Source organism: Alloalcanivorax sp. C16-1 (assembly GCF_046507805.1).
GTDB lineage: Bacteria > Pseudomonadota > Gammaproteobacteria > Pseudomonadales > Alcanivoracaceae > Alloalcanivorax.
Window position 1 is genome coordinate 12338 of the sequence record NZ_JBKFTK010000004.1, and the last position, 26195, is coordinate 38532.

At 67.0% G+C, this 26195-nt stretch carries 24 protein-coding genes; 16 read left to right on the forward strand and 8 right to left on the reverse strand.

Translation table 11 applies throughout. The annotated features are described in order from the left end of the window. Window positions 1-8: 8 nt before the first annotated feature. Complete coding sequence (locus ACLD0W_RS13830) at window positions 9-842, forward strand: EcsC family protein (protein ID WP_410308075.1); 834 nt, start codon at window positions 9-11, stop codon at window positions 840-842. On the opposite strand, the gene mrcB is transcribed toward ACLD0W_RS13830, so the two are convergent. Beyond that, a complete protein-coding gene (gene mrcB / locus ACLD0W_RS13835; RefSeq protein ID WP_410308076.1) occupies window positions 843-3185 on the reverse strand; it encodes a penicillin-binding protein 1B in 2343 nt (780 codons plus the stop codon). It lies immediately after the preceding gene. A 111-nt stretch (window positions 3186-3296) separates the two neighbouring features. On the opposite strand from mrcB, the gene ACLD0W_RS13840 reads away from it, so the two are divergent. From ACLD0W_RS13840 to ACLD0W_RS13850, 3 genes are read left to right on the forward strand one after another with little or no spacing between them, the layout of a single operon-like run. Next, window positions 3297-4301, forward strand: coding sequence for an adenosine kinase (locus ACLD0W_RS13840; protein WP_410308077.1), 1005 nt, complete (start codon window positions 3297-3299; stop codon window positions 4299-4301). Next, a complete protein-coding gene (locus tag ACLD0W_RS13845; protein WP_410308078.1) occupies window positions 4298-4639 on the forward strand; it encodes a Rieske (2Fe-2S) protein in 342 nt (113 codons plus the stop codon). Before ACLD0W_RS13840 ends, ACLD0W_RS13845 begins: the two co-directional genes overlap by 4 nt. Beyond that, window positions 4636-5622, forward strand: a complete 987-nt coding sequence (locus ACLD0W_RS13850; RefSeq protein WP_410308079.1) for a serine/threonine protein kinase — start codon at window positions 4636-4638, stop codon at window positions 5620-5622. The genes ACLD0W_RS13845 and ACLD0W_RS13850 overlap by 4 nt, the downstream gene beginning before the upstream one ends. A 15-nt stretch (window positions 5623-5637) precedes the next feature. On the opposite strand, the gene sfsA is transcribed toward ACLD0W_RS13850, so the two are convergent. The 3 genes from sfsA to ACLD0W_RS13865 all read right to left on the reverse strand — a co-directional run bounded on the left by sfsA (window position 5638) and on the right by ACLD0W_RS13865 (window position 8765). Further along, a complete protein-coding gene (gene sfsA / locus ACLD0W_RS13855; RefSeq protein WP_410308080.1) occupies window positions 5638-6363 on the reverse strand; it encodes a DNA/RNA nuclease SfsA in 726 nt (241 codons plus the stop codon). Further along, window positions 6360-7478: an aminotransferase class I/II-fold pyridoxal phosphate-dependent enzyme gene (locus ACLD0W_RS13860; RefSeq protein WP_410308357.1), complete on the reverse strand. Its 1119-nt coding sequence runs from the start codon at window positions 7476-7478 to the stop codon at window positions 6360-6362. The genes sfsA and ACLD0W_RS13860 overlap by 4 nt, the downstream gene beginning before the upstream one ends. Window positions 7479-7778: 300 nt before the next feature. Then, the gene (locus ACLD0W_RS13865; protein ID WP_410308081.1) at window positions 7779-8765 is read right to left on the reverse strand and encodes a hypothetical protein; all 987 of its coding nucleotides are present in this window, start codon (window positions 8763-8765) and stop codon (window positions 7779-7781) included. A gap of 70 nt (window positions 8766-8835) precedes the next feature. Here ACLD0W_RS13865 and dksA point away from each other — a divergent pair, with 70 nt between their 5' ends. The 12 genes from dksA (at window position 8836) to acs (ending at window position 22373) form a co-directional block, all read left to right on the forward strand. Beyond that, on the forward strand, window positions 8836-9231 hold the full coding sequence (gene dksA / locus ACLD0W_RS13870) for an RNA polymerase-binding protein DksA (RefSeq protein WP_138770752.1): 396 nt from the start codon (window positions 8836-8838) through the stop codon (window positions 9229-9231). Continuing rightward, window positions 9228-10124, forward strand: a complete 897-nt coding sequence (gene gluQRS / locus ACLD0W_RS13875) for a tRNA glutamyl-Q(34) synthetase GluQRS (protein ID WP_410308082.1) — start codon at window positions 9228-9230, stop codon at window positions 10122-10124. The genes dksA and gluQRS overlap by 4 nt, the downstream gene beginning before the upstream one ends. A 24-nt stretch (window positions 10125-10148) precedes the next feature. After that, window positions 10149-10325 carry a hypothetical protein gene (locus tag ACLD0W_RS13880; RefSeq protein ID WP_204427602.1) on the forward strand — a complete coding sequence of 59 codons (177 nt, stop codon included), beginning with the start codon at window positions 10149-10151 and terminating at the stop codon, window positions 10323-10325. Then, window positions 10315-13254, forward strand: a complete 2940-nt coding sequence (locus ACLD0W_RS13885; protein WP_410308083.1) for a sensor histidine kinase — start codon at window positions 10315-10317, stop codon at window positions 13252-13254. Before ACLD0W_RS13880 ends, ACLD0W_RS13885 begins: the two co-directional genes overlap by 11 nt. A gap of 18 nt (window positions 13255-13272) precedes the next feature. Then, window positions 13273-14601 (forward strand): sigma-54-dependent transcriptional regulator, encoded by a 1329-nt coding sequence (locus ACLD0W_RS13890; RefSeq protein WP_410308084.1) that lies wholly within the window; start codon window positions 13273-13275, stop codon window positions 14599-14601. Between the two features lie 751 nt (window positions 14602-15352). Further along, window positions 15353-16699, forward strand: coding sequence for a polynucleotide adenylyltransferase PcnB (pcnB, locus tag ACLD0W_RS13895; RefSeq protein ID WP_410308085.1), 1347 nt, complete (start codon window positions 15353-15355; stop codon window positions 16697-16699). Window positions 16700-16718: 19 nt separating this feature from the next. Next, window positions 16719-17219: a 2-amino-4-hydroxy-6-hydroxymethyldihydropteridine diphosphokinase gene (folK, locus tag ACLD0W_RS13900; RefSeq protein WP_410308086.1), complete on the forward strand. Its 501-nt coding sequence runs from the start codon at window positions 16719-16721 to the stop codon at window positions 17217-17219. Then, a complete protein-coding gene (locus ACLD0W_RS13905; protein WP_410308087.1) occupies window positions 17209-17886 on the forward strand; it encodes a deoxynucleoside kinase in 678 nt (225 codons plus the stop codon). The genes folK and ACLD0W_RS13905 overlap by 11 nt, the downstream gene beginning before the upstream one ends. A 39-nt stretch (window positions 17887-17925) precedes the next feature. Next, on the forward strand, window positions 17926-18714 hold the full coding sequence (gene panB, locus ACLD0W_RS13910) for a 3-methyl-2-oxobutanoate hydroxymethyltransferase (RefSeq protein WP_410308088.1): 789 nt from the start codon (window positions 17926-17928) through the stop codon (window positions 18712-18714). 2 nt (window positions 18715-18716) lie between these two features. Beyond that, entirely contained in the window at window positions 18717-19571 is an 855-nt protein-coding gene (panC, locus tag ACLD0W_RS13915) for a pantoate--beta-alanine ligase (protein ID WP_410308089.1), read from the forward strand. Window positions 19572-19709: 138 nt separating this feature from the next. Continuing rightward, window positions 19710-20090: an aspartate 1-decarboxylase gene (gene panD, locus ACLD0W_RS13920; protein ID WP_138770717.1), complete on the forward strand. Its 381-nt coding sequence runs from the start codon at window positions 19710-19712 to the stop codon at window positions 20088-20090. A 336-nt stretch (window positions 20091-20426) separates the two neighbouring features. Further along, window positions 20427-22373, forward strand: a complete 1947-nt coding sequence (acs, locus tag ACLD0W_RS13925; RefSeq protein WP_410308090.1) for an acetate--CoA ligase — start codon at window positions 20427-20429, stop codon at window positions 22371-22373. A gap of 69 nt (window positions 22374-22442) precedes the next feature. Here the strand turns inward: acs and ACLD0W_RS13930 are convergent, their stop codons facing one another. The 4 genes from ACLD0W_RS13930 to ACLD0W_RS13945 form a co-directional block, all read right to left on the reverse strand. Beyond that, a complete protein-coding gene (locus tag ACLD0W_RS13930; protein ID WP_410308091.1) occupies window positions 22443-23933 on the reverse strand; it encodes a DHA2 family efflux MFS transporter permease subunit in 1491 nt (496 codons plus the stop codon). After that, window positions 23920-24972: an HlyD family secretion protein gene (locus tag ACLD0W_RS13935; protein WP_410308092.1), complete on the reverse strand. Its 1053-nt coding sequence runs from the start codon at window positions 24970-24972 to the stop codon at window positions 23920-23922. The genes ACLD0W_RS13930 and ACLD0W_RS13935 overlap by 14 nt, the downstream gene beginning before the upstream one ends. A gap of 4 nt (window positions 24973-24976) precedes the next feature. Then, window positions 24977-25426 carry a MarR family winged helix-turn-helix transcriptional regulator gene (locus tag ACLD0W_RS13940; RefSeq protein ID WP_410308093.1) on the reverse strand — a complete coding sequence of 150 codons (450 nt, stop codon included), beginning with the start codon at window positions 25424-25426 and terminating at the stop codon, window positions 24977-24979. 146 nt (window positions 25427-25572) lie between these two features. Then, window positions 25573-26121, reverse strand: coding sequence for a hypothetical protein (locus ACLD0W_RS13945; RefSeq protein WP_410308094.1), 549 nt, complete (start codon window positions 26119-26121; stop codon window positions 25573-25575). Window positions 26122-26195 lie beyond the last annotated feature (74 nt).

Below are 26195 nucleotides of genomic sequence, written 5' to 3' on the forward strand. Positions count from 1 at the left end.
GGACTGCCATGGCACTCAGCGCACAGGATCTCGCCGACCTGGAAAACGCGGTCGACCTGCTCACCTCGCCCAGCCTGGTGGCGCGGCTGTCCCATCTGGTCGGCTCACCGCTGGAAGGCGCGGTCCGGAAGCTGCCCGCCGGCGCCTCCTCGCGCATCAACACGGCGGTGGAGACGGCGCTGCGCAAGGCCGTGGACGCCGCCCTGTGGAGCCTGGACAACCAGCCCCGCCCCGCCTCCACCCGGATGCACAAGCTGTACGCCGCCGCTTCCGGGGCGGTGGGTGGCGCCTTCGGGCTGGCCTCGCTGCTGGCGGAGTTGCCGGTGTCCACCACCATCATGATGCGCGCGGTGGCCGACGTGGCCCGCGGCCAGGGCTTCGATCTGGAGGACCCGGACACCCAGGCAGCCTGTATCGAGGTGTTCGCCATGGGCGGCCCCGGCGACCAGGACGACGCCGCCGAAACCGGTTACTACATGACGAGGGGCTTCGCCACCCAGGCCATGCACCAGCTTTCCCGGGAACTGGCCGACATCGCCGCCCGCCAGGGCGCCGGTCAGACCGCCGGGCTGATGACCAGCACCCAGGCGGGCAAATGGCTGGCACGGCTGATCGAAAAGGTGGCGGAGCGTTTCGGGGTGGTGATCACCAACAAGGTGGCGGCCCAGGCGGTGCCGATCATCGGCGCGGTCACCGGCGCCACCCTCAATACCCTGTTCACCGATTTCTATCAGGACATGGCGCTGGGGCACTTCACCGTCAAACGGTTGGAAAGCCGCTACGGCGCGGAGGTTATCCGCGCCGAGTTCGAACGGCTGGCCCGGGCCCGGAACCAGCGCTGATCAGTCGAACAGGCCCTTGAACCAGTCCACCACGCCCTTGCCGGCCTTGCGCACCGCGCCACCGTCTCCGCAGCCGTCGCTTTGCGTCGGAATCGACGCTTCCATCATCGGATACTGACGGGCGTCGCGGCAGTTTTCGCCGCTGGTTTTGTCGCCGGACGGCGCCATCCAGACGTTCTCGACCCCGGGCGGCGGCGTGTCCGACAGACTGGTCTGCGGCAGCGCCGCCATCACCTGGCTCCATACCGGCAGCGCGCCGGTGGCGCCGGTGACCTGGGCGGTCTGGTTGTTGTCGCGGCCCACCCACACCACCGCCAGATGGTTGCCGGAGAAACCGGCGAACCAGGCGTCACGGTACTGGTCACTGGTGCCGGTCTTGCCGGCCACGCGCAGATCCTGCGGCAGTACGCGGCGGGCGCCCCGGCCGGTGCCGGAGTTGATCACCTGCTGCATGGCCCACTGGGTCAGATAGGCGGGGCCGGAGTCCAGCACCTCGGAAGTTTCCACCGGATAGCGGGCCAGCGGTTCGCCTTCCTTGTCGAGCACGTCGGTGATCGAGCGCAATGGCGTGGCGAACCCGCCGGTGGCCAGGGGCTGGTACCACATGGCCACCTCGAAGGGGGTCATATTGATGCTGCCCAGCAGAATGCTCGGGTAGGCGGGAATCTTGCGGCGCACGCCCAGCTGCTCCAGGGTTTTCACCACGTCGCCGGGCCCCAGGTCCATGCCCAGATTCACGGTGCCCTGGTTGTAGGAATGCACCAGCACATCCAGCAGCGGCACCGGCCCGTGGGACTCGCCGCTGAAGTTCTGCGGCGTCCAGGTCTTGCCGTTGGCCAGCGGCACGGTGATCGGCTGATCCGGGATCGGCGTGGCCAGGCTGTAGCGTTTGGGCTGTTTGAGCGCGGTGAGCACCACCGCCGGCTTGATCAGCGAGCCGATCTGGCGACTCGCGTCCAGGGCCCGGTTGTAGCCGTGGTCGCGGGGCTTGCGGCTGCTCACCAGGGCCAGCACGTCACCCTGGGAGGGCGCCACCACCACCACCGAGCCATTGAGCCGGTCGCCACTGCCGTCGATGCGGTTGAGGTGATCGCGCAGGGCGCTCTCCGACGCCAACTGCGCCAGCACGTCCAGCGTGGAGTGAATGCGCAGGCCATCCTCACCGAGCACCTCCGGCGGATAGTCCCGGGCCAGCTGACGACGCACCAGATCGATAAAGGCCGGGAAGGCGTACAGCGGCGAGGCGCCCCGTGGCACCACCTCCAGACCACGCTCCTTATAGCGCTGGAAATCCTGATCGCTGAGGGCGCCCTCGTCGTTGGCCACCCGCAAGACCGTGTTGCGGCGCGCCTTGGCGCGCGCCTCGTTGCGGCGCGGATCGTAGTAGCTGGGGCCCTTGAGCAACGCCACCAGGGTGGCCAGTTGATGGGGTTCCAGTTCCTCCAGCGGGCGACCGAAATAGAACTGGGCGCCCAGCCCCATGCCGTGGATGGCCCGGTTGCCGTCCTGGCCCAGGTAAACCTCGTTCAGGTAAGCCTCGAGGATCTGCTCCTTGCTGTAGTGCAGCTCCAGCAGCACCGCCATGGGCATTTCCACCAGCTTGCGCGCCAGGGTACGGTCCTGGGTGAGCCAGAAATTCTTCACCAGCTGCTGGGTCAGGGTGCTGCCGCCCTGCACCAGGCCGCCGGCCTTGACGTTGGCCACCATGGCCCGGGCCAGGCCGCGCGGGGAAATGCCGTGGTGGTCGTAGAAGTCCCGATCCTCGGTGGCGATCAGCATCCGCACCAACAGCGACGGCACCCGGTCGAGCGGCACGAACACCCGGTCCTCGGTGTGGCCCGGGTGGATGCTGCCGATCTGCAACGGCTCCAGGCGGGCCACCGAATCGTTGCCACCGCCGCCGCTGAGGCCACGGATGCGGTCGCCACTGAGGGTGACACGGATGCGCTCGGCGCGTTCGCCGCCGTCACTGTCCCGGAAGCCCCGGGTGTGGATCACCAGCGTATTGCCGTCGGTGCTGTAGCTGCCCGGCGTGGGCGCGCCGGCGGCGCGCCGGTAGCGCATCAGCTCCAGCAGCTTGAGCATGTCGTTGCGTGACAGCACGCGCCCTGGGTACAGCTCCACCGGCCGGGCATAGACCCGCGCCGGCAGTTGCCAGACGTGACTGTCGAACCGGTCGCGTACCCAGGCGTCCAGGTAGATCATCCCGGCGGCCGCCAGCAGCAGCACCACCACCGCCAGCTTGCCGATGAAGCGCCAGCTCCACCAGCGCCGGGTTTGCCGGTTGCCCTTACGCTTTTTCGAGGATCTCGATGCTTTTGATGTTTTCGCTTTCTTCGCCATGGCGCGAGTATAGAGAGAGTCGGGGGAACCGCCTACGGACCGGGTTCCGGTTTTACACTGTTACATGGCGTCACCATAATAGGCGCCTTCGCCAACCCGTTCGGAGTCTCCATGGAGAAGAAATACGACGTTTACGCCATCGGCAACGCCCTGGTGGATACCGAAATCGAGGTCAGCGACGACTTCCTCGCCCGCATGGACCTGGGCAAGGGCCTGATGACCCTGGTCGACGAGGCCCGCCAGCGCGAACTGCTGGCCGCCCTGGCCGGCGAGGCCGAGCCGCACCATCACACCTGCGGCGGTTCCGCCTGCAACACCGTGGTGGCCACCCGCTACTTCGGTGGCCGTGGCTACTACGCCTGCAAGGTGGCCAATGACGACACCGGCACCTTCTTCGTGGACGCCCTGCGCGCCGCCGGGGTGGACACCAACATGGCCGGCCAGCGCGAGACCGGCACCTCCGGCAAATGCCTGGTGATGATCACCCCGGACGCGGAACGCACCATGAACAGCTTCCTGGGCATTTCGCAGACGGTGAGCGAGGCGGAGCTGGACGAAGACGCCATCGCCGCCTCCCGCTATGTCTACCTGGAAGGCTATCTGGTCAGCTCCGACAGCGGCCGCGCCGCCGCCGTGCGCCTGCGCGAGCTGGCGGAGAAGCACGGGGTGCGCACCTCGCTGACGTTTTCGGACCCGGCCATGGTGCAATTGTTCCGCGACGGCCTGGTGGAGATGCTGGGCACCGGCGTGGATCTGCTGTTCTGCAACGAGGCGGAGGCCCTGGGCTTCACCGGCACCGATTCGCCGGAGGCGGCCCTGGAGGCGCTCAAACCGATCTGCAACGGCCTGGCCATGACCCTGGGCGCCCGCGGCGCCCTGCTGTGGGACGGCGAGACCACTCACCATGTGGAAGCGGAACCGGTGAAGCCGATCGACACCAACGGCGCCGGCGACATGTTCGCGGGGGCCTTTCTGTTCGCGCTCACCCAGGGGCACGATTTCCCCACCGCCGGCCGCCTGGCCAGCGCCGCCTGCGCGCGCCTGATCCGCGAGTTCGGCCCGCGCCTGCCGGCGGAGGCGCATCTGGAAATCCGCCGCCGGGTGCTCGGCCAATGAGCGGCCAGCAGGCGGTGTGCGGGGTGGAGGACGTTCCCCATGAGAGCGCCCGGGAGTTTCAGGTCGGCGACCAGTCGGTGGTGGTGGTGCGCTTCGATGGCCAGTTCCACGCTTATCTGAACTGGTGCCCGCACCTGGGCATCGAGCTCAACTTCATGCCGGATCAGTTCATGGACGACGACGGACGCTTTCTGGTCTGCGCCAACCACGGCGCCCTGTTCGAACCGGAAAACGGCCATTGTTTGTCCGGGCCGTGCAGCGGCGAGGCGCTCACCGCGGTGCCGCTGGAAGTGCGCGACGACACCGTCTGGGTGGGGCCGGTGGGAGCACCGGCGTGAACCAGGGCGGCGCCGGGCATCATCCGTTCGACGATCTGACACCGGATGTGATCCTGGACGCCGTGGACGGCGCCGGCTTCGTCACCGATGGCCGCCTGCTGGCGCTCAACAGTTTCGAGAACCGGGTCTATCAGGTGGGGCTGGAGGACAGCGATCCGGTGGTCACCAAGTTCTACCGCCCGGGCCGCTGGAGTGACGCACAGATCCTCGAGGAGCATAGCTTCAGCGGCTTTCTCCGTGACCAGGAGCTGCCGGTGGTGGCGCCACTGGCCAACGCCGACGGCGAGACCCTGTTCGTGCACGCCGGCTTCCGCTTCGCGGTGTTCCCGCGCCAGGGCGGCCACGCCCCGGAACTGGACAACGACGACCATCTGCGTCTGCTCGGGCGCACCCTGGCGCGCTGGCACGCCGCCGGCAACGACCGGCCGTTCCAGGCCCGCCCGGTGCTCGATATCCTGGCCGACAGCCGCCAGGCGGTGGACTATGTGAACGGCGACGTGGTGGACCCCAACTTCGCCGGGCGCTACCGGGACGTCACCGCCGCCCTGCTGGAAGCGATGACGGAACGCCTGCGCGATCAGAGCTGGACCGCCATCAACGTGCACGGCGACTGCCACACCGGCAATATTCTGTGGCGCGACGACAAACCGCATTTCGTGGACCTGGACGACAGCCTGCGCGGCCCGGCCATGCAGGACCTGTGGATGCTGCTCTCCGGCGACCATCTGGAAAACCAGCAGCAGCTGCGGGTGCTAGCGGAAGGCTACGAAACCTTTCTGCCGTTTCCCTGGGCGCAGCGCCGCCTGATCGAGCCCCTGCGCACCCGGCGCATCCTGCGGCACAGCGCCTGGCTGGCCGAGCGCTGGGACGACCCGGCCTTTCCGCCGGCGTTTCCCTGGTTCGAATCACCGCGCTACTGGCAGGACCATCTCACCGATCTGGAACAGCAGCTTGACGCGCTGACCCGGGAAGATAACGGCTGACGGCTTTTGCCGCGATCAATCCAGCGTCACCGGCACCGGGGCGTCCAGCTCAAAGCCGTCCGGCGCCATGCGCGTGCGCCAGGCCAGCACCTCGACGCCGGCCGCCGCCGCCTCGCGCAACAACTGTCCGTAGCGCGCGTCGATATGATCCGCCGGCCCGGCCTGGCGGGCGCCGCTGTGCTGCACGCAGAAAAACAGCACCGCCCGACCTCCGCCGCGCACCACCGCCATCAGCGAACGCAGATGTTTCTGGCCCCGTTCGGTGACCGAATCGGGAAAACGGATTTCGCCGTGGTCCGGATCGTCCGGACCCGGGCCCAGGGTCACGTTCTTCACTTCGATGTAGGTGTGCGGCGCGGCGCGCGCGCCCAGCGCCAGATCGAAGCGGCTGTCGCCGAACACCACCTCCCGCTCCACGCCGTCACCGGGATCCAGCTCCGGCACCCGTCCCGCCAGCACCGCCTCCGCCACCAACCCGTTGGTGCGGCCGGTGTTGACCCCGGCCCAGTGGCCGTGGGCCACCCGCACCGCTTCCAGGGTGTGACGGTACTTGCGCTTCGGGTTGCCGCTGTCGGAGATCAGCGCCGGCTGCTCCACCCCGGGCAACACGCAGTACTTCATGGAACCGGTATTGGGGCAGTGCACGGTGATCTCCTCACCGTCCGCCAGCCGCACGTCGGCCAGAAACCGTTTGTAGCGGCGCAGCAGCGTGACCGCCTGCAGGGGCGGTTCAAACTTCACGGGCGCTCCAGGTAATCGGCGATACGCCGCAGCGCCTCGCGCAGACGGGCTTCGTCGCAGGTGTACGCCAGACGCAGATAGCGCTCCGGCTGATGGCTGGCGCCGAAATCCAGCCCCGGGGTGAGAGCCACCCCGGCCTTTTCCAGCAGATCCTGGCAAAAGGCGAAGCTGTCATCGGTATGGGCGCTGACATCCAGATACAGGTAGAAGGCGCCCTCGGCGCCACCGACCACCGGCAGCCCCAGCGCCGGCAGCGATTCGGTCAGCAGCGTGCGCCGCCGCTCCAGCATTTGTCGGCGCTGTTCGGCGATCAGCAGGGTTTCTTCGTCGAACGCCGCCAGCGCCGCGTGCTGCGCCACCGTGGCCGGCGCCAGAAACCAGTTCTGGGCCAGCCGTTCGATGGCCGGTACCAGCGCCCGGGGCGCCACCAGCCAGCCCAACCGCCAGCCGGTCATGCCGAAATACTTGCTGAAGCTGTTGATCACCACCGCCTCGTCGCCGTGGCGCAGCACCGTGTCCGCCGGCGCGTCGTAGCACAGGCCCTGGTAGATTTCGTCCACCACCAGGGTGCCCTGTCGGCCCGCGCACCACCGCGCCATCTCCGCCAGCTCGGCGCTGTCCAGACGATTACCGGTGGGATTGTCCGGGCTCGCCACCATCGCCAGCCGGGTGCGCTCGCCCCACTGGGCGGCCAGCCGTTCGCGGCTGAGGCGGAACTGCTCCGCCGGGTCCAGGGTCAGCGCACGGGGCACACCGCCGACCAGGGTCACGAACTGGCGATTGCAGGGGTAGCCGGGGTCACAGAGCAACGCTTCGTCACCGGGATTGAGCAACGCCGCCATCACCAGCTGCAGGGCCCCGGACGCGCCCGGGGTCACCACCACCTGCTCGGCGGTCACCGGCGCGCCCAGCCGGCGGCGGTAGTCCAGGGCGATGGCCTCGCGCAGGGCCGGCAGCCCCGCCGCCGGCGTGTAGCGCGTGTCGCCGCGTTCCAGGGCGGCTCCGGCGGCGGCCATGATCGGCGCCGGACAGGGGAAATCCGGCTCGCCCACCTCCAGGTGAAGAATGTCCCGCCCCTGTGCCTGCAGGGCCTGGGCACGCTCCAGCAACGCCATCACATGGAAAGGGGGGGTGCGCCGGGCCAGCTCGGAAAGTGGCGCGCCGCCGCCGGCGTTCCCGGAGCGGGTTTCGTCTGCCCGGCCCTCGCCGGGCGCGGTGGAATTCGTGCCAGTCAAGAAAAACCTCTTTTTCCGCGGGGAAAGCTTTGCTATACCTTCGTCGCTTCGGCCTTGCGCGGGGCTGGTGGTTCCGCGCGGCTCGGCTATAATCGCCGCGCCTCGCACCAGTGTCGGTCCGCCCACGGGGCACCGGCCGCAATGGTGACAAGGGTCGCACTAAAACGGTAAGGTCGAAGCTTACACTATCGTCCGTCCCGAGGCGGCACTCGCCGGGCGCCCCGCCAGGCCGGCCCTCATTCGGGGAAGCCCAGGATAGCGAGTTGCGACTATGTTAAGGGAGTTGATCAAAATGGCCACCGGAAGCAAAAGCAAAAGCAAAAAAAGCACGGCCAGTAAAAAGAGCGCGGCGAAAAGCACTGCATCCAAAAGCACCGTGGCCAAAAGCGGCACCGCGAAAGCCAAGAAGGCGACCGCCAAGAAAAGCACGGTGAAGACCCCGGCCCGGACGAAGAGCGCCAGCAAAGCTTCGACAAAGACAGCCTCGGCAAAGACAGCATCGGTAAAGAAAGCGCCGGCGAAGAAAGCCGCGCCCAAGAAAGCGGCCGCCAAGAAGGCGGTCTCCAAGAAAGCCGCGCCGAAAAAAGCCGCCTCAAAGGCCGCTCCCAAAAAGGCAGCCCCGAAGAAGGCCACCGCGAAAAAGGCCACGACCCAAAAAGCCGCCGCCAGCAAAACCGCTCCCGCTCGCAAAACCGCCGCCCGGAAAGCCACGGCCAGCAAGACCCCGGTGAAGAAAGCGCCGACCAAACAGGCGACGGCGAAGAAAGCCGCGGCCAGCAAAGCCAAGCCGGCGAAGGCCACCGCGAAGAAGACCACCACGACAAAAGCCACCGCGAAGAGAAGCGCCGCCAAGGCCACCCCGGCCAGAACCGCGGCGTCCAAACCGGCGGCCACCCGTAAGGCGGCGTCGAAGACCACCGCCAGCAAAGCCACGGCCGGGAAAACCGCCGTGAAAAACACGCCCGCCACCAAGGCCGGCCCGAACAGCACCCGTCCGGCGGCCAAACGCGCGCCGGCGAAATCGATTCCGGCCGCGGCCCCCAAGAAGGCCGCGAGCCGACCCGCCGCCCCGGCGGCCCGGACCCCCGAACCCCAGCGTCCCACCCGGGCCGCCAGGACGGCGTCAGGAAGCCCCTCGCGGGCTTCAACCCGTTCTCCATCTTCCAATCAGGTGACATCCAAGGTGAACAAATCCCCATCCACCGCCAGCAAGGCGGAAACGCTCATTCATGGTTTTATGCCGTACGTGCCCAAGGACGGCGAGGAGTACATGAACGAAGCCCAGCGCGCGCACTTCCGTCAGATTCTTCTGGCCTGGCGCCAGGAACTGATGGAGGAAGCCGACCGCACCATGCATCACCTCCAGGATGAGGTGGCGAACCTGCCCGACCCCGCCGACCGGGCCACCCAGGAAGAGGAATTCGCCCTGGAACTGCGCACCCGTGACCGGGAGCGCAAGCTGCTCAAGAAGATCGAGAAGGCCCTGGATAAGATCGACAAGGACGACTACGGCTTCTGCGAAGCCTGCGGCGTGGAAATCGGCATTCGCCGTCTCGAGGCCCGTCCCACCGCCGAGCTGTGCATCGACTGCAAGGAGCTGGCGGAAATCAAGGAAAAACAACTGGCGGGGTGAGCCGCCATTACGTCGGGCGGTTCGCGCCCACGCCGTCGGGGCCGCTGCATTTCGGCTCCCTGGTAACGGCCCTGGCCAGTTGGCTGGACGCCCGCCATCACGGCGGGCGCTGGCTGCTGCGGGTGGACGACCTGGATCCGCCCCGCCAGCAGCCCGGTGCCGTGGACCTTATCCTCCATCAGCTGGAACGCTTCGGCCTGCACTGGGACGACACGCCGCTGTATCAAAGCCAGCGTGGCCCGGCCTATGCCGACGCGGTGGCGCGGCTGCTGGCCGCCGGCCTCGCCTTTTATTGCACCCTGTCCCGCAAGCAGCTTCAGGCACTGGACAACATCCACCCCGGCCTGGCCGTGGCGCAACCCCCCGGCCCCGACCGGGCAGTGCGCCTGACCGTGCCGGACGGCCAGGTCTGCTTCGAGGACCGGATCCAGGGGCGCGTATGCGCCGACCTGGCCCGGGAAGGCGGGCCCTTCGTGATCCGCCGCCGGGACGGCCTGTTCGCCTATCAACTGGCCTGTGCCCTGGACGACGCGGACCAGGGCATCACCGATGTGGTGCGCGGCAGCGACCTGCTGGCGTCCACCCTGCGCCAACGGCGCGTATTGCAATGCCTGGGGGCGCCGACGCCCCGTTATGCCCATTTGCCGGTGATCATGGACCCGGCCGGTGGCAAGATGAGCAAGTCCGCCGGCGCCGCGGCGCTGGACGCGGCACGGCCGTCCGCCGCCCTGTTCGCCGCGCTGGGCTGCGTCGGCCTGCATCCGGAGAACGAGCTGGCCGGCGCCGGGGTCGACGAGCAATTGGCCTGGGCCCGCGCCCATTGGCGCCCGGAGCTGCTGCCGCGCGGTCGGCGCCAGCCGCCGCCCGCGTTTTTACGGCCGGCGCGGGATTGATATGCTGGCCGTCAGGGAGCCGCCATGTACACCGACCGCCTGCTGATCATTTTTATTCTCGGCACCTACCTGCTTTCCCCGGCGCTGATCGACTGGTGGAGCGAGGGTGGGCGTGCCTGGTATCGCCCTTATCTGGTCTGGCTGGGGCTGATCGCCCTCAGTTATTGGATCGCCAGGAGCCGGGACGTCGATGGCCTATAGCGTTAGCGAACTGATCCTGATCGCCGGCGGCTACCTGCTGTTCCTGTTCCTGGTCGCCTGGATCACCGAAAAGGGCCGGATTCCGGCACGGCTGGTGCGCCATCCGGCGGTGTTCGTGTTTTCCCTGGGGGTTTATGCCAGCGCCTGGGCGATCTATGGCTCGGTGGGCTATGCCCACGACTACGGCTACAACTTCCTGGCCTACTTCCTGGGCATTTCCGGGGTGTTCCTGCTGGCGCCGATTCTGCTGGCGCCGATCCTGCGGCTGACCACCACCTATCAGCTCGCCTCCCTGGCGGACCTGTTCGCGTTCCGTTATCGCAGCCGCCTGGCCGGCGCCCTGACCACCCTGATGATGGTGGTGGGCATGCTGCCGCTGCTGTCCATGCAGATCAAAGCGGTGGCGGAGTCGATCCAGATCCTGACCGGCGAACCGGATCCGGCCTGGGTGGCGCTGTGGTTCTGCCTGCTGATCACCCTGTTCGCGATCCTGTTCGGTGCCCGTCACGCCACCGCCCGGGAACGCCACGAGGGCCTGGTGGTGGCCATCGCCACGGAATCGCTGATCAAGCTGGTGGCGTTCGTGGGCGTGGCGCTGATCGGTCTGTTCGGCGTGTTCGATGGCCCCGGGGGCCTGGGCCAATGGCTGGACGCCCACCCGGAAATGCTGGCCCGCCTTTATGGCCCCCTGCAAAACGGCAGCTGGCACAGCCTGATCATGGCGTTCTTCGTGTCCGCCGTGGTGATGCCGCACATGTTCCATATGGCCTTCACCGAGAATCTGAACCCCCGCGCCCTGGTCTCGGCCAGTTGGGGGCTGCCGCTGCTGTTCCTGGTGATGGCGCTGTGCGTGCCGATGATTCTGTGGGCGGCCCTGGCCAGCAACGCCCCCACCTCGCCGGACTATTTCACCCTGGGCGTGGGCCTGGCCAACGGCGGCGGCGCCGTGCTCGGCTATCTGGCCGGGCTGGCCGGCGCCAGCGGCATGCTGATCGTCGCCACCCTGGCGCTGTCGGGCATGAGCCTCAATCACCTGGTGCTGCCCGCCAGCCCGCTCAGTTCCGCCCATGACCTTTACCGCAACCTGCTGTGGACGCGGCGGGTGCTGATCGCCGCCATTCTGGCCCTGGCCTACGGTTTCTACCGGCTGGCCGGGCCGGGGCACAGCGCCGTGGAGCTGGGGGTGCTGTCGTTCGTGGCCGCCCTGCAGTTCGTGCCCGGGCTGATCGGCACCCTGTTCTGGCCGTCGGGCAACCGCAACGGCCTGTTCGCCGGCCTGGCCGTGGGCTTCGCGGTCTGGCTGCTGGCGCTGCTGATTCCGATCACCTTTCCCCAGTGGCAGGCCGGGGCGCTGCTGGAGTGGATCGGCCTGCGCGAACGCCAGGGCATGGCGCACTGGAACCAGGCGGCGATCGCCTCCCTGAGCCTCAACGGGCTGATCTACGCCATCGTTTCCATCATCACCCCCACCTCGCGCGCCGAGCGCACCGCCGCCGAAGCCTGCGCGGTGGACAGCCTGCGCCGGCCCTACCGCTGGGACCTGGGCGCGCGCAGCGTGGACGACTTCGTGGGCGCCCTGAGCAGCCCCCTGGGCCCGGTGACCGCCGGCCGCGAGGTGGACATGGCGCTGCGCGACCTGCGCCTGGGCCGGGAGGAAACCCGCCCCTACGCGCTGCGCCGGCTGCGCGATCAGCTGGAAACCAATCTGTCCGGCCTGCTCGGCCCCTCGGTGGCCCACCAGCTGATGGACGACAACCTGCCCTACCGCCCCCAGGAGGGGGAGTCCGAGGACATTCGCTTTATCGAGACCCGCCTGGAGCAGTACCGCGACAAGCTGTCCGGGCTGGCGGCGGAACTGGACAGCCTGCGGCGCTTCCACCGGCAGACGCTGCTGGAACTGCCCATGGGGGTGATTTCCCTGGGCGCCGACGGCGAGATCATCGGCTGGAACCGGGCCGCCGAGGCGCTCACCGGCATCGACGCCGAGGACACCATCGGCTCGCGGCTTGGCCATCTGCCCACGCCCTGGGGGGAACTGCTGGCGGAATTCAGCCACGGGGCCGCCGAGCACGATCCCCAGCGGCAGTTGGAAGTGGACGGCCAGCCCCGCTGGCTGAGCCTGCATCGCTCGCTGATCCACAGCCCCGGCCCCACCGAGCAGGCCGGCGGCCAGGTGCTGGTGATCGAGGACATCACCGATTTGCGGCAGATGGAATCCCATCTGGCCCACAACGAACGGCTGGCGTCCATCGGCCGGCTGGCCGCCGGCGTGGCCCACGAAATCGGCAACCCGGTGACCGCCATCGCCTGCCTGGCGCAGAACCTGGACGGCCATTGCGACGAGGACGAGCAGCGCCTGGGCGCCCGCCAGATCGTGGAACAGACCCGGCGCATTACCCGCATCGTCGAATCATTGGTGACCTTCAGCCACTCCGGCGGCGTGCGTGACACCATCCAGGGGCCGGTCAATTTGTCCGCCACCGTGGCCGAGGCCATCGCCCTGCTGCTGCTCGACCCGGACCACCGGCAGCAGCGATTTGATAACCTGTGCCCGGCGGACCAGGAAGTGACCGGCGACCCGCAACGGCTGTTGCAGGTGTTCGTCAACCTGCTCGGCAACGCCGCCGACGCCAGCCGGGACGATCTGCCCATCGTGGTGCGCAGCGAGCGCCACGACCAGCGCCTGCGCATCACCGTGGAAGATCAGGGCCACGGGGTGCCGGCGGAATTGCGCGACGCGCTGTTCGAACCGTTCGTGACCAGCAAACCCCCCGGCCGTGGCACGGGGCTGGGTCTGGCACTGGTTTACAGTATCATCGAGGACCATCGCGGCACGGTGCGGGTGGAGAGCCCCATCGACGACGGCCGGGGCACCCGCTTTGTGATCGAGCTGCCCGCCTTCGCCAATGACCGGCCGCCCGCGGCATAAAAAAGAAGGAACGGCACCATGAGCCATATCCTGATCGTCGAGGATGAACCCGTTATCCGGGGCGCCCTGCGCAAGCTGCTGGAGCGCCACGATCATTCGGTGACGGAAGCGGAATCCGTGGAGCAGGCCCGGGAACAGGGCCTGAGCCAGTGCGATCTGATCATCAGCGATCTGCGCCTGCCCGGCGAGCCCGGCACCGCGCTGATCGACCAGGCCCGGCCGGTGCCGGTACTGATCATGACCAGTTACGCCAGCCTGCGCTCGGCGGTGGACGCCATGCGCCAGGGGGCGGTGGACTACATCCCCAAACCGTTCGACCACGACGAAATGCTGCTGGCGGTGGAGCGGGTGCTCAAGGAGGGCCGCATCAGCCGCGGTAACCAGGTGCTGCGCCGGGATCTGGAGCGTACCTACCCGGTGCGGTCGATGATCGGTGAGTGCGACGCCATGCGCGAGCTCAAGCACCGCATCAGCCGGGTCGGGCCCACCCATACGCCGGTGTTGATCCTCGGCGAGGCCGGCACCGGCAAGGAACTCACCGCCCGCGCCCTGCACGAGCACAGCGAACGGGCCGGCGCGCCGCTGGTCACGGTGCACTGCGCGGCGCTGCCCAAGGCGCTGCAATTGCAGGAGCTGTTCGGCGACGAGGCGCACGCCGGCCGCATCGAGGAAGCGGACGGCGGCACCCTGTTTCTGGACGAGGTGGGAGAACTGACTCCGGAAGCGCAGAGCCGCCTGCTGACCCTGCTTGAACAAGGCGAGATCCACCGTCAGGAGACCCTGGCGACACGGCGGGTGGACGTGCGCGTGATCGCCAGCAGCCAGACCGAGCTGCCGGCCCGGGTCAGCGACGGGCGCTTCCGCGACGACCTGTACTACCGTCTCAATGTGATGGAGCTGGAACTGCCGCCGCTGCGCGAGCGGGATGGGGACGTGGAGGAACTGGCCCGGGCACTGCTGGCCCGCAGTTGCGAGAAAATGCACCGTGGCGAGCTTTACTTCACCGAGGAGGCGCTCTCCGCCATGCGCCGCTATGCCTGGCCGGGTAACGTGCGGGAACTGGAAAACGTGATCGAGCGCGCGGTCATCCTCACCGAGGAAGACGGCATCGGCCCCGCTCAGCTGGGGTTGAACCCGAACCGCACGCCCCAGCGTCAGAGCCGCGCCAGCCTGGACCCGTCCGAGGATCTGTCCCTGGAGGACTACTTCACCCGCTTCGTGATGGAAAACCAGGACAACATGACCGAAACGGAGCTGGCTCAGAAGCTCGGCATCAGCCGCAAGAGCCTCTGGGAGCGCCGCCAGCGGCTGAGCATCCAGCGTCCCAAACGCGGCGCCCGCCGCTAGCCGATCAGTGCCACCGGTCGGGCGTCGCCCCGGCCGGTTTTACAATTCCCCGACCTGCCGCGACGCCTTGCCGTTCTCCGATCCGGTGCCGGCAAAGTTTTTTTTGCCGTTTTCCCGCTTGCTTCCCGACGGTCGACGGCGGTTCGCCGCGCGGCCCCTCCGAAGTGTTACCTTACTACACAGCGCGGTAACAAGTGCGTTACCGGTGCCGCCCACCTTCACGTGCCTATTTTTCAAAATTTCTGTAAGTTGTTGATTTTTAAGGGATCAACAAGCTGTTGCAATGAAAAATCCATCCATGCACTATGAATCCCACGCCACATAAGGAAAACAACAACGGCGGCAAGGCTCAGAATAAGAACAAGAAAAGAAGAAGAATAAAGCTTGGGCCGAAACAACATGCCGTAGCGAAAGTTGGTTACGGCGCAAGGCAGAAAACAAAATAAAAAATAACAACAACAGAATCAGCGCATAGGGGACCACGACCAAGGTTGTGGTCCCTTTTTACTTTTGGGGCCCGGCGGACCAGAGCGGAAGTGTACCCCACTCCGTTGGCCTTTCTCCATATCGGATGACCGGTGACGGCGAAAAAGTGCTACCATGCCGCCTTTCATCTCGTCAGGACGTTTTTTGCTCAATGGCATCCAGATTCGTAGAGCGCTCGGCGGCATTCTTTCCGCTCCTGTGGACTCTCATTTCAAGACCCTTCGTATCCCTCTGGACCCGACTCCTGCGCAAAGGTTCCTTTGACATGCCCCGGCTTCCCGAAGCAAGGGTCATTCCCCGCGACCAGCACCCGATCTCCCGCAAGGACATCTCCCGCGCCGCGCTGAATGTGCTCTACGGTCTGCACAAGGCCGGATTCGAGGCCTATCTGGTCGGCGGCTGCCTGCGTGACCTGCTGTGCGGGCGCCAGCCCAAGGACTTCGACGTGGTCACCGACGCCACGCCGGACGAGGTGCACCGTCTGTTCAAGCGCAGCCGCATCATCGGCCGCCGCTTCCAGATCGTGCACGTCCGTTTCGGCCGCGAGGTCATCGAGGTGTCCACCTTCCGGGCCTTCCAGCGGGACGATATGGACGACAACCAGCACCTGGCCCATGAGGAAACCGGGCTGGTACTGCGCGACAACGCCTGGGGCAGCATCGAGGAAGACGCCCTGCGCCGGGACTTCACCGTCAATGCCCTTTATTACAACATCGCCGACTTCGCCCTGTACGACTTCGTGCAGAGCCGGCGCGACATCGAGCGCGGCGTGCTGCGGCTGATCGGTGACCCGGAGCAACGCTACCGGGAAGACCCGGTGCGCATGCTGCGCGCCGCCCGCTTCGCCGCCAAGCTGGGGTTCGAGCCGGATCGGGCCACCGCCGAGCCGATTCCGCGCCTGGCGGAACTGCTGCTGCAGGTGCCGCCGGCCCGCCTGTTCGATGAAGTGCTCAAGCTGTTCCTCAGCGGTCACGCCCGCGCCTCCTACAACGAGCTCCGCGATCTGGGCCTGTTCCCCTTCCTGTTCCCGGAAACCGACCGGTGTCTGCACGGCGATCAGGGCGACATGTGGGACGACCTGATTCTGGCGGCCATGGACAATACCGACGCGCGCCTGGCCGAGGACAAACCGGTGACCCCGGCGTTCATCTTCGCCGTGCTGCTGTGGCCGGTGGTGGTGGCGCGCCTGGACAAACACCGCGCCGATGGCGTGCCACCGGCGCCGGCGCTGCACAAGGCGGCCAGCTGGGCGCTGGACCAGCAGATCCGCCACACCGCCGTGCCGCGCCGCTTCTCCACGGTGATGCGCGAAATGTGGGATCTGCAGCAACGGCTGCCCCGCCGGGGCGGCAAACGCGCCGATACCCTGCTGCAGCATCCACGCTTCCGCGCCGCCTACGATTTTCTGTTGCTGCGCGAGCAGGCCGGCGAGCTGCGTGCCGGGCTGGGCGCCTGGTGGACCCGCTACCAGCAGGTCGACGAATCGGAACGCTACGCCATGACCCAGGCCCTGGGCCCCAACCAGGGCGATGGCGGTGGCGGCAACGGCGCCAATGGCGGCCGCCGCCGGCGGCGCCGGCGCTCCGGACGCTCTTCGTCCAACCAGGATTGAGCACCGGGAGCAAGGCGGCATGGTAGTGATCGGCCTGGGCAGCAACCTCAACGACCCGGCGCGGCAGGTGACCGCGGCGCTGGGAGCCCTGGCGGCGCTGCCGCGAACACGCCTGATCGGCCACTCCGACCTGTACAGCACCGCCCCGGTGGGGCCCCAGGACCAGCCCGATTACGTCAATGCGGTGGCGCTGCTGGACACCACGCTTGATCCGCTGGCGCTGCTGGACGCCTTGCAGGGGCTGGAACAGGCCGCCGGCCGTCAACGCCGTCGCCGCTGGGGCGAACGCACCCTGGATCTGGATATACTGCTGTGGGACCAGGCCAGCGTGCGCCTGCCGCGCCTGCGCATTCCGCACCCGGAAATGACGCGCCGCGCCTTCGTGCTGCGCCCCCTGCTCGACCGCCTGCCGGACTGCCGCTTGCCGGATGGCACGCCGCTGGCGGACCATTGGCCGGCGGTGGCCGAACAACCGCTGCATCGCCTGCATCGTCTGGAGGAGGACCGGTTTGCTGACTGAACGCATCAATGCCCTGCGCGCCAGCGGCGACCTGCCCCGCTTCATCGCCGTGGAGGGCCCCATCGGCGTCGGCAAGACCACCCTGGCACGGCGCCTGGCCGAGACCTTCGGCTTCGACACCCTGCTGGAGCAGGCCGAGGACAACCCTTTTCTGACCCGTTTCTACCAGGACCCGGCCCGCTTCGCCCTGCAGACCGAGCTGTTCTTTCTGTTCCAGCGGGCCGATCAGCTCCGCCAGCTCCAGCAGCAGGACCTGTTCACCGGCCCCAAGGTGGCGGACTTCCTGGTCGACAAGAACCGTCTGTTCGCCGAGGTGAACCTGGACGAGGACGAGTTCGCCCTCTACGACAATGTGTTCAGGCACATGCTGTTGGACGCTCCGGCGCCGGACCTGGTGATCTATCTGCAGGCGCCCACCGGCGTGCTGCGCCAGCGGGTGCAGAAGCGTGGCCACGACTTCGAGCAACGGGTCGACCCGGGCTATCTGGGCCGTCTCAACGATGCCTACACCCGCTTCTTCCACTTCTACGACGCGGCGCCGCTGCTGATCGTCAATGCCGCCGAGATCGACCTGGTCAGCGGCGAGGCGGACTACCAGCAGCTGGTGGGCGAGTTGCTGGACATCCGCACGGGCCGCCACTATTTTAACCCCCGCCCGCTGGTGTAATACCCGACGCCAGTGTGAACCGGCCCCAGGGAGCAGCCCATGCCCGTTACCATTCGCACCCTCAAGAAACGCAAGGACGACGGTGAAAAGTTCTCCGTCCTGACCGCCTACGACGCCACCTTTTCGCGCCTGATCAGCGAAGCCGGCGTGGACGCCATCCTGATCGGCGACTCCCTCGGCAATGTGATCCAGGGCCAGGACAGCACCGTGCCGGTGACCCTGGAGCAGATGGTCTACCACACCGAGTGCGTGGCCCGTGGCAATCAGGGCAGCCTGATCATCGCCGATGTGCCGTTCATGGGCGCCGCCACCCTGGAAAGCACCCTGGACGCGGCCACCGCGCTGATGCAGGCCGGCGCCAATGTGATCAAGCTGGAAGGCGGCGCCTGGCTGGCCGAGGCGATCACCGTGCTCAAGCGCAACGGCGTGCCGGTGTGCGCGCACATGGGGCTGACCCCGCAATCGGTGAACGCCTTCGGCGGCTACCGGGTGCAGGGCAAGGACGAAGCCGGCGCCCGCGAGCTGCTGGACGCCGCCTTTACCCTGGACCGGGCCGGCGCCGCCCTGTTCGTGCTGGAGTGCGTGCCGCGCACCCTGAGCGCCGAGATCACCGCCGCCGTGGAGGCCCCGGTGATCGGCATCGGCGCCGCCCCGGAGTGCGACGGCCAGGTGCTGGTGATGCACGACATGCTGGGCCTGAACCCGCGCCCGGCCCGGTTCGTGAAGGATTTCATGGCGGAATCCGACGGCGGCGTCGCCGGCGCCTTCCGGGCCTATCATGAAGCGGTCAAAAGCGGCCGCTTCCCCGCCGACGAACACTGTTTCTGACCATGGACATTCTGCATAGCGTCGCCGAGGTGCGGGCGCGCGTGGCGCAATGGCGCCGCGACGGCCGCACCGTCGGTCTGGTGCCCACCATGGGCAATCTCCACGATGGCCATCTGAGCCTGGTACACGCCGCTCGCCAGGAATGCGACGCGGTGGTGGTGTCGGTGTTCGTCAACCCCACCCAGTTCGGGCCCGGCGAGGATTTCGACGCCTACCCGCGCACCCTGGACGCGGACGCCGACCGGCTCCGCGATGCCGACGTGGAGGTGCTGTTCGCCCCCTCGGTGGAAGAGATGTACCCGCTCGGCGCCAACCGCACCTGGGTGGCGGTGGACGACCTGGGCGACTATCTGTGCGGCGCCGACCGGCCCGGCCATTTCCGGGGCGTGACCACGGTGGTCAGCAAGCTGTTCCATATCGTCCAACCGGACGTGGCCGTGTTCGGCGAGAAGGATTTCCAGCAGCTGGCGATTCTGCGCCGCATGACCGAGGAACTGCTGTTCCCGATCCGCATCGTCGGCGCCCCCACCGCCCGCGAGGCGGACGGCCTGGCGATGAGCTCCCGCAACGGCTATCTGAGCGAGGAGGAACGGACCCTCGCCCCACGGCTGCAGTACCATTTGCGCCAGGCCCGCCAGGCCCTGGAAGACGGCGAGCGGGACTTCCGCGCCCTGGAGGCCAGGACCGCCGAGGCGCTCGGAAAGGACGGTTTCGGGGTGGATTACGTGACCGTGGCCAACGCCCGCACCCTGGTGCCGGCGGCGCCCGGGGACCGGGAGCTGGTGATCGCCGCCGCCGCCCGGCTCGGCAAGCCGAGATTGATCGACAATCTGACGTTGACGCTGCCCGCGCCCTGATAAGCTGCGTCGCAAAATGGCCCCAAACAGCCTGTTTCCCCTTTCTTGTATGTGACCGGGGGTTCATGCATACTGCCGGCCCCTCGCAGAGGCCGGCCCCAAGGGCCGATCCAGGGGTTGTTCAGAGAGGTACCCGACATGCAGTGCACCATGCTGAAAGCCAAGTTGCACCAGGCCCGCGTGACCCACGCGGAACTCGAGTATGAAGGCTCCTGCGCCATCGACGGCGAGTTGATGGACATGGCCGGCATTCTTGAGTATGAGCAAATCCAGATCTACAACCTGGATAACGGCGAGCGCTTCGAAACCTACGCCATTCGTGGCGAGGAGGGTTCCAAGATCATCTCCGTTAATGGCGCCGCCGCGCACAAAGCGCAGCCCGGCCATCGGGTGATCATTTGCGCCTATGCCAATTACTCCAGCTCCGAGCTGATCAATTACAAGCCGCGCCTGATCTACATGGGCGAAGGCAATGCCGTGAAAGGCACCAGCAACGCCATTCCGGTTCAGGTGGCCTGACCGCCACCCCGTTTTTGCCCTCTCCAAACGCCGGCCTCGCGCCGGCGTTTTTTGTTGTCCCCAGCTTACCGCTTCCACCCACCGACGCCATTCGCCTTTGGTCTTACCGACCACGGGATGCACCGTCCGCCCTTCCCCTCTAAAGTAGTACGCAACACCGCCCGGCCGCCGACCGGGCCGGTTATAGACCATGGTGGAATTCAGCCGGCGCCACGGCGGCGGGATAATGCGTGGCCATGCGCCTGCCGACAGGATCCGGCCACGTCACGGCGCACCGGGCTCCCGCGCCGAGCGGGAAGAACAAGACAACCAGCGGGCAGTACGAAGGAGACAGCCATGTCAGAACAAAAGATTCACCCGGTTCCGGAGGCGTTCAAGCGCCAGACCCTGATGGATCGGGCCACCTACGATCGCTGGTACCAGCAGTCCGTGAGCGACCCGGACACCTTCTGGGCGGATCGCGCCGATGAACTGCTCGACTGGCAAACCCGCTGGGACACGGTCAGCGACTGGGATTTCAAGGAGGGCCGCGCCGCCTGGTTCCAGGGCGCCACCCTGAACGCCTGCTACAACTGCGTGGACCGGCACCTGCCGGCGCGCGCCGAGCAGACCGCCATTATCTGGGAGGGTGACGACCCCGGCCAGGACAAGCACATCACCTATCAGGAGCTGTTCGAGCAGGTGTCCCGCCTGGGCAATGTGCTCAAGGACCGGGGCGTGAAAAAAGGCGACCGGGTGGTGATCTACATGCCGATGATCCCGGAAGCGGCCTTCGCCATGCTGGCCTGCGCGCGCATCGGCGCCATCCATTCGGTGGTGTTCGGCGGCTTCTCCCCGGAAGCGCTCAAGGACCGCATCGTCAACGCCGAGGCCAGTGCCGTGATCACCGCCGACGAAGGCGTGCGCGGCGGCAAGCTGATTCCGCTCAAGGCCAACGCCGATAAGGCCATGAACGGGGATAACGAAGTGCACACCTGCGTGGTGGTGCGGCGCACCGGCAACGATGTGGGCTGGGACGACGCCCGCGATGTCTGGTACCACGACGCCATGGACGGGGCGTCCGATCAGTGCGAGCCGGAATGGATGGCCGCCGAGGACCCGCTGTTCACACTCTATACGTCCGGTTCCACCGGCAAGCCCAAGGGCGTGCTGCACAGCACCGCCGGCTACATGCTGCAGGCGGCGCTGACCCACAAATACGTGTTCGATTACCACGACGGCGACATCTACTGGTGCACCGCCGATGTGGGCTGGATCACCGGCCACAGCTACATCGTCTACGGGCCGCTGGCCAACGGCGCCACCACCCTGATGTTCGAGGGGGTGCCCACCTACCCGGACGCCTCCCGCCACTGGCAGGTGGTGGACAAGCACAAGGTGAACATCTACTACACCGCGCCCACCGCCATTCGCGCCCTGATGGGCCAGGGCGACGGCCCGGTGAAGAAGACGTCCCGCAAGACGCTCAAACTGCTGGGCACCGTGGGTGAACCGATCAACCCGGAAGCCTGGGAGTGGTACCACCGGGTGGTGGGCGAGGAGCGCTGCCCGATCGTCGACACCTGGTGGCAGACCGAGACCGGCGCCATCATGATCGCGCCCCTGCCCGGCGCCGTGGATCTCAAGCCCGGCTCCGCCACGCTGCCCATGTTCGGCGTGCAGCCGGGGCTGATGGACCCGGACGGCAAGGAGCTGGAAGGCGCCACCTCCGGCAACCTGGTGATCAAGGCCAGCTGGCCGAGCCAGATCCGCACCGTCTACGGTGACCATCAGCGCATGATCGACACCTACTTCAGCGCCTACCCGGGCTATTACTTCACCGGTGACGGCGCCCGTCGTGACGAGGACGGTTATTACTGGATCACCGGCCGGGTGGACGACGTGCTCAACGTCTCCGGCCACCGCCTGGGCACCGCCGAGATCGAATCCGCCCTGGTGCTGCACAAGAGCATCTCCGAGGCCGCGGTGGTGGGTTACCAGCACGAGGTCAAGGGTCAGGGCATCTACGCCTATGTGTCACTGATGAGCGGTGCCGAGGGCAGCGAGGAACTGATCAAGGAGCTGCGTGAACTGGTCACCCAGGAAATCGGCCCGATCGCCAAACCGGACCTGATCCACTTCGCCCCGGGCCTGCCCAAGACCCGGTCCGGCAAGATCATGCGCCGTATTCTGCGCAAGATCGCCGCCGATGAACTGGACTCCCTGGGCGACACCTCCACCCTGGCGGACCCGGGCGTGGTGGACGAGCTGATCAAGACCCGCAAGAACAGCGACGACGGCTGACGGCGGTCAGGCCACCACCCAAAAGGGCGCCTTCAGGGCGCCCTTTTTTTGCGCGGTTGCCGGCCCCAGTCAGGCCGGCGCCGGGCGCGGCCGGTGGTGCTTGAGCAGCAGCACCAGCGGGATCGCCGCCAGGTTGATCCACATCAGCAGACGAAAATCGTTCATGTAGCTGATCTCCGCCGCCTGCGCCATCAAGGTGTGGTACAGCGCCGCCGGCACCCCGCCCACCATTTCCTTCATGGGCAACCCCTGGGCGATCCAGGCGCCGGGCTGCAGGTGCTCGCCGAGCTGCTGCTGGTTGATCCACATATTCCGCGACAGCATGGCGGTCATGATCGAGATGCCGACGCTGGAGCCCAGGTTGCGCGACAGCGAGAACAGGGACGCCCCCTCGGTGCGCAGTTCCGGCTTCAGGGTGGCGTAGGTGAGCGCGCTGGCGGGTACGAACACCAGCCCCAGACCCAGGCCCTGCAGTACCCCGGTCCAGATCAAAGTGTCGCGGCTGACCTCCAGGGTGAAGCCGGCCATCTCGTGCAGCGAAGCGGTAATGAACAGCAGCCCGGTGACCACCAGGACCCGGGGATCCAGCCGGGTGCGCATCAACCGGCCCACCAGCATCATCGAAAACATGGAGCCCAGCCCGCGCGGCGCCAGCACCAGCCCGGTGGTCACCGCCGGGTAGTCCTTCCACTGCTGCAGGAACGGGGGCAGCAGGGCCATGGTGGCCAGCAGAATAATGCCCACCACGAAAATGAACACCACGCCGGTGGTGAAGTTGCGGTCCTTGAACAGGCTCAGATTGATAAAGGGGTCTTTCTTGGTGAACGAGTGCACCAGGAACAAATAGAACCCGAGCACCGCCAGCAGGGCCTCGAACTGAATCTCGAAGCTTTCGAACCATTTTTCCTGCTCGCCTCGGTCCAGCATCAGCTGGAAGGCGCCGATGGCCAGGCCCAGAAAGGCGAAGCCCATCAGGTCGAAGCGCACCTTGCGGGTGTCCGTCTCCGCCACGCTCAGCCAGATGCCGGCGAAGGCCAGCAGGCCGAACGGCAGGTTGATGTAGAACACCCAGCGCCAGCTGTACCACTCGGTGAGCCAGCCGCCCAGGGTGGGCCCGAGAATCGGCCCCACCATCACGCCCATGCCCCAGATCGCCATCGCCTGGCCGTGTTTTTCCACCGGGTAGGAGTCCAGCAGCACCGACTGGGACAGCGGCACCAGGGCGGCGCCGAAAATGCCCTGCAGGATGCGGAACATCACCATCTGGTCGAGATTGGCGGACAAGCCACAAAGACCCGAGGCCACCGTGAAGCCGGCCACCGACCACAGGAACAGCCGGCGTCGGCCCAGCCGGCCGGCGAAGAAGCCCACCGCCGGGGTCATGATCGCCGCCGAGACAATATAGGAGGTCAGCACCCAGGTGATCTGGTCGGTGCTCGCCGACAGGCTGCCCTGCATGTGCGGCAGAGCCACGTTGGCGATGGTGGTGTCGAGCACCTGCATCACCGTGGCCAGCATGATGCTGACGGTGACCAGGCGCTGGTCGTTAATGCGCGGCATCGGCGGTCCGCGCCGGTTCAGCGGCGTCGTCGAACAGGGTAACGCCGGTGTCGATGGCGATTTCCGCGCTCATGCCGGAGCGCAGGGGCGGCTTGCCGTCCAGGTCCTCCAGACGCAGTTTCACCGGCACCCGCTGCACCACCTTCACCCAGTTGCCACTGGCGTTCTGCGGCGGAATCAAGGCGTATTCCGAGCCGGTGGCCGGGCTCAGGCTCTGCACCGTGGCCTTCCAAACCACCCCCGGATAACTGTCCACTTCCACCTCCACGCTCTGCCCTTCGCGGACATTGGTGAGCTGGGTCTCCTTGAGGTTGGCTTCCACCCAGGCGGAGCGGTTCTTGGCCAGGGTGAACACCGGCACCCCGGCATTGACGCGCTCGCCGACCAGCGGCGTGTTGCCGCCGATCACGCCGTCCGCCGGCGCCAGGATGCGGGTGTGCGCCAGGTCATAGCGGGCCCGGTCCAGCTTGGCGGTGGCCGCCTGATAATCCGGGTGTTCTTCCACGGCCACATCCGGGCCGCCGCCCAGCTTGGCCTTGAGGCTGGCCAGCTCCTGCTCGGTCACCGCCTTCTGGGCGCCGGCCTGGTCCCGTTTCTGGCGGGCACCGTCCAACTGCGAGCGGGACACCGCCACCCGGTCCAGCCCCTGGTAGCGCTCCAGCTCCCGCTGATGGTAAGCCAGATCCCGCTCCGCCTGGGCGTGCTGGGCCTGCAGCCGGGCGTAGTCGGCCCGCTCGGAGAGAATGCGGTTGCGCACCGCCTGCTGGTCGGCGCGGGCCTCTTCCAGCGCAATGCGATACGGCTCCGGGTCCACCTCGGCCAGAACCTGGCCCTGGTGCACCGCCTGGTTGCGCTCCACCTCCACCCGCGTCAGTGGCCCGCTCACGTCAGCGGTGAGCGAGATCATGTCGATCTTCACATAGGCGTTTTCGGTGCTGACGTAGCGGCGGCCGCCGAGCAGCAGCCAGAGCACCACCGCCAGGGCGACGATCAGACCCAGGCCCATGGCCAGGCGGCGGTTGCGTTGTGTCGTGGTCACGTGGTCATTCCCCCTGCTCGGTGTGATCGGTGCGCTGGCAAAGATTGGCGCGCATGCGCTCAAGCACCCGGGTCAAGGTCTCGATGTCCTCCGCCGGGATGCCGTCCAGCGCCTGAAGGCGGGTTTCAACGGCCAGTTCGCGCAGACGCGCCAGCGCCGGCGCCGCCCGTTCGGTGAGATAGACCCGGCGCCGGCGGCGGTCGGTGGCGTCGGCGCGGCGCTCCACCAGCCCCTCCTCCTCCAGCCGCTCCAGCTGGCGGGTCAGGGAAATCGGCGCCACATCCATGATCTCGGCCAGGGCGGCCTGGTGGATGCCTTCGCGGTGCGTCAGATTCCACAGCACCTGCCAGCGGGCGCGCGTGAGCCCCTGCTCCCGGGCCCGGCGGTCGAACTCGCGGCGCAGCATGCGCGCCACATCGTGCAACCCCAGGCCCACGGTGGTGTCCTTGTTCATCACGGCCTCATTCGTAAGCCAACTTATTTTAAGCAAGCTTACAACCGACAAAACAGTAAAGCAAGTTGCCTTATATTTTCAATCCGGACACCGACCGTGGAGGCAGGCGGCTTCCACGCGGACGGTGGAAGCCGGAGAGCGTAACGTCAGTGGGCGACGGCGGGCGCCGTCATGGTATTGGTGGAGACCTGATCGCCCGCCGGGGCGGCGGCGTTCTCCTCCTCCGAGGCGGGAGTTTCGGTGGCCGGCGTCACCGGGGCAACGGGCGCCAGGGGCGGTTCCACGAGAGGCGCTTCCTCCAGGCCCACCAGTACCTGGTCATCCAGTTTCCACATGGCGCCGGTGGCCGGATCCACGATCAGGATGCCGAGCAGGCCGCCAAAAACGATATTCCCCCAGTACCAACCGTCCATGGAGGCATTCAGCGGCACCGTGGAACTGTTAAAACCCTCATGCTCGAAGGTCACCTGATATTTTGCCCCCGAGAAAAAGCCATTTTTAGCGGGCAGGCTGATCATGGCCGGCGTAACGCCGGCGGCGATACGTTTCCCGGAACGCTGATTGGTCACCACATAATTGGCACGCTCGGGAGAACTTTGCAGGCTGACCGAGTATGAAGAGTCGGAGACGATGGACGCGCAACCCGATAATTGAATGGCGACGGCCAGGGCGGCCGCGCTGGTTATTGCTTTCATTTTATATTCCCTTCCATTAGGCAAAAAAAAGCCCGCCGATACGGGCGGGCTTTTTATTTTAGCCAAATGTAAAA

What these genes read in the sequence shown, in the direction of transcription:
- acs (WP_410308090.1), top strand. Translation starts at nt 20,427, where the DNA reads ATGTCAGAACAAAAGATTCACCCGGTTCCGGAGGCGTTCAAGCGCCAG.
- folK (WP_410308086.1), top strand. Translation starts at nt 16,719, where the DNA reads ATGGTAGTGATCGGCCTGGGCAGCAACCTCAACGACCCGGCGCGGCAG.
- ACLD0W_RS13885 (WP_410308083.1), top strand. Translation starts at nt 10,315, where the DNA reads ATGGCCTATAGCGTTAGCGAACTGATCCTGATCGCCGGCGGCTACCTG.
- ACLD0W_RS13830 (WP_410308075.1), top strand. Translation starts at nt 9, where the DNA reads ATGGCACTCAGCGCACAGGATCTCGCCGACCTGGAAAACGCGGTCGAC.
- panC (WP_410308089.1), top strand. Translation starts at nt 18,717, where the DNA reads ATGGACATTCTGCATAGCGTCGCCGAGGTGCGGGCGCGCGTGGCGCAA.
- ACLD0W_RS13945 (WP_410308094.1), bottom strand. Translation starts at nt 26,121, where the DNA reads ATGAAAGCAATAACCAGCGCGGCCGCCCTGGCCGTCGCCATTCAATTA.
- ACLD0W_RS13840 (WP_410308077.1), top strand. Translation starts at nt 3,297, where the DNA reads ATGGAGAAGAAATACGACGTTTACGCCATCGGCAACGCCCTGGTGGAT.
- panB (WP_410308088.1), top strand. Translation starts at nt 17,926, where the DNA reads ATGCCCGTTACCATTCGCACCCTCAAGAAACGCAAGGACGACGGTGAA.
- pcnB (WP_410308085.1), top strand. Translation starts at nt 15,353, where the DNA reads ATGCCCCGGCTTCCCGAAGCAAGGGTCATTCCCCGCGACCAGCACCCG.
- panD (WP_138770717.1), top strand. Translation starts at nt 19,710, where the DNA reads ATGCAGTGCACCATGCTGAAAGCCAAGTTGCACCAGGCCCGCGTGACC.
- mrcB (WP_410308076.1), bottom strand. Translation starts at nt 3,185, where the DNA reads ATGGCGAAGAAAGCGAAAACATCAAAAGCATCGAGATCCTCGAAAAAG.
- ACLD0W_RS13845 (WP_410308078.1), top strand. Translation starts at nt 4,298, where the DNA reads ATGAGCGGCCAGCAGGCGGTGTGCGGGGTGGAGGACGTTCCCCATGAG.
- ACLD0W_RS13890 (WP_410308084.1), top strand. Translation starts at nt 13,273, where the DNA reads ATGAGCCATATCCTGATCGTCGAGGATGAACCCGTTATCCGGGGCGCC.
- ACLD0W_RS13880 (WP_204427602.1), top strand. Translation starts at nt 10,149, where the DNA reads ATGTACACCGACCGCCTGCTGATCATTTTTATTCTCGGCACCTACCTG.
- ACLD0W_RS13860 (WP_410308357.1), bottom strand. Translation starts at nt 7,478, where the DNA reads ATGGCGTTGCTGGAGCGTGCCCAGGCCCTGCAGGCACAGGGGCGGGAC.
- dksA (WP_138770752.1), top strand. Translation starts at nt 8,836, where the DNA reads ATGCCGTACGTGCCCAAGGACGGCGAGGAGTACATGAACGAAGCCCAG.
- ACLD0W_RS13930 (WP_410308091.1), bottom strand. Translation starts at nt 23,933, where the DNA reads ATGCCGCGCATTAACGACCAGCGCCTGGTCACCGTCAGCATCATGCTG.
- ACLD0W_RS13940 (WP_410308093.1), bottom strand. Translation starts at nt 25,426, where the DNA reads ATGAACAAGGACACCACCGTGGGCCTGGGGTTGCACGATGTGGCGCGC.